This window comes from Actinomadura spongiicola (assembly GCF_003432485.1).
In the GTDB taxonomy this organism is placed as follows: Bacteria; Actinomycetota; Actinomycetes; order Streptosporangiales; family Streptosporangiaceae; genus Spirillospora; species Spirillospora spongiicola.
This window is the reverse complement of record NZ_QVNQ01000027.1, coordinates 1-1,134: the sequence shown is the minus strand read 5'-3', so window position 1 is coordinate 1,134 and position 1,134 is coordinate 1. Positions and strand designations below refer to the sequence as shown.

Sequence of the window (1,134 nt, the reverse complement as noted above, 5' to 3'; positions counted from 1 at the left end):
ACCTCCGACCAGCACCCCTGGTTCCAGGCCTCCCGCACCGACCCCGACGGCCCCTACGGCGACTTCTACATGTGGGACGACACCGACACCAAATACCCCGACGCCCGCATCATCTTCATCGACACCGAAACCAGCAACTGGACCTACGACCCCGTCCGCGGCCAATACTACTGGCACCGCTTCTTCTCCCACCAACCCGACCTCAACTACGACAACCCCGCCGTCCAAGACGCCATGCTCGAAGTCCTCCGCTTCTGGCTCGACCTCGGCATCGACGGCTTCCGCCTCGACGCCGTCCCCTACCTCTACGCCCGCGAAGGCACCAACTGCGAAAACCTCCCCGAAACCCACACCTACCTCAAACGCGTCCGCACCGAAATCGACCGCCTCTACCCCGACCGCGTCCTCCTCGCCGAAGCCAACCAATGGCCCGCCGACGTCGTCGAATACTTCGGCGACCCCGCAGCAGGCGGCGACGAATGCCACATGGCCTTCCACTTCCCCGTCATGCCCCGCATCTTCATGGCCGTCCGCCGCGAACAACGCTACCCCATCTCCGAAATCATGGCCCAAACCCCCAAAATCCCCGACAACTGCCAATGGGGCATCTTCCTCCGCAACCACGACGAACTCACCCTCGAAATGGTCACCGACGAAGAACGCGACTACATGTACACCGAATACGCCAAAGACCCCCGCATGAAAGCCAACATCGGCATCCGCCGCCGCCTCGCCCCCCTCCTGGACAACGACCGCAACCAACTCGAACTCTTCACCGCCCTCCTCCTGTCCCTCCCCGGCTCCCCCGTCCTCTACTACGGCGACGAAATCGGCATGGGCGACAACATCTGGCTCGGCGACCGCGACGCCGTCCGCACCCCCATGCAATGGACCCCCGACCGCAACGCCGGCTTCTCCACCTGCGACCCCGCCCGCCTCTACCTCCCCGTCATCATGGACCCCATCTACGGCTACCAAGCCGTCAACGTCGAAGCCCAGACCAACAACCCCGGCTCCCTCCTCCACTGGACCCGCACCATGATCGAAATCCGCCAACGCCACCCCGTCTTCGGCGTCGGCACCTACGTCGAACTCTCCGCCTCCAACCCCTCCGTCCTCGCCTTCACCCGCGAG

General features: G+C 64.5%; 1 protein-coding gene. It reads left to right on the top strand.

The genetic code is table 11. The features are described 5' to 3' along the window. Positions 1-1,134 (top strand): maltose alpha-D-glucosyltransferase (gene treS, locus D0T12_RS34655; protein WP_117405318.1); only part of this gene is annotated, 1,134 nt, incomplete at both ends.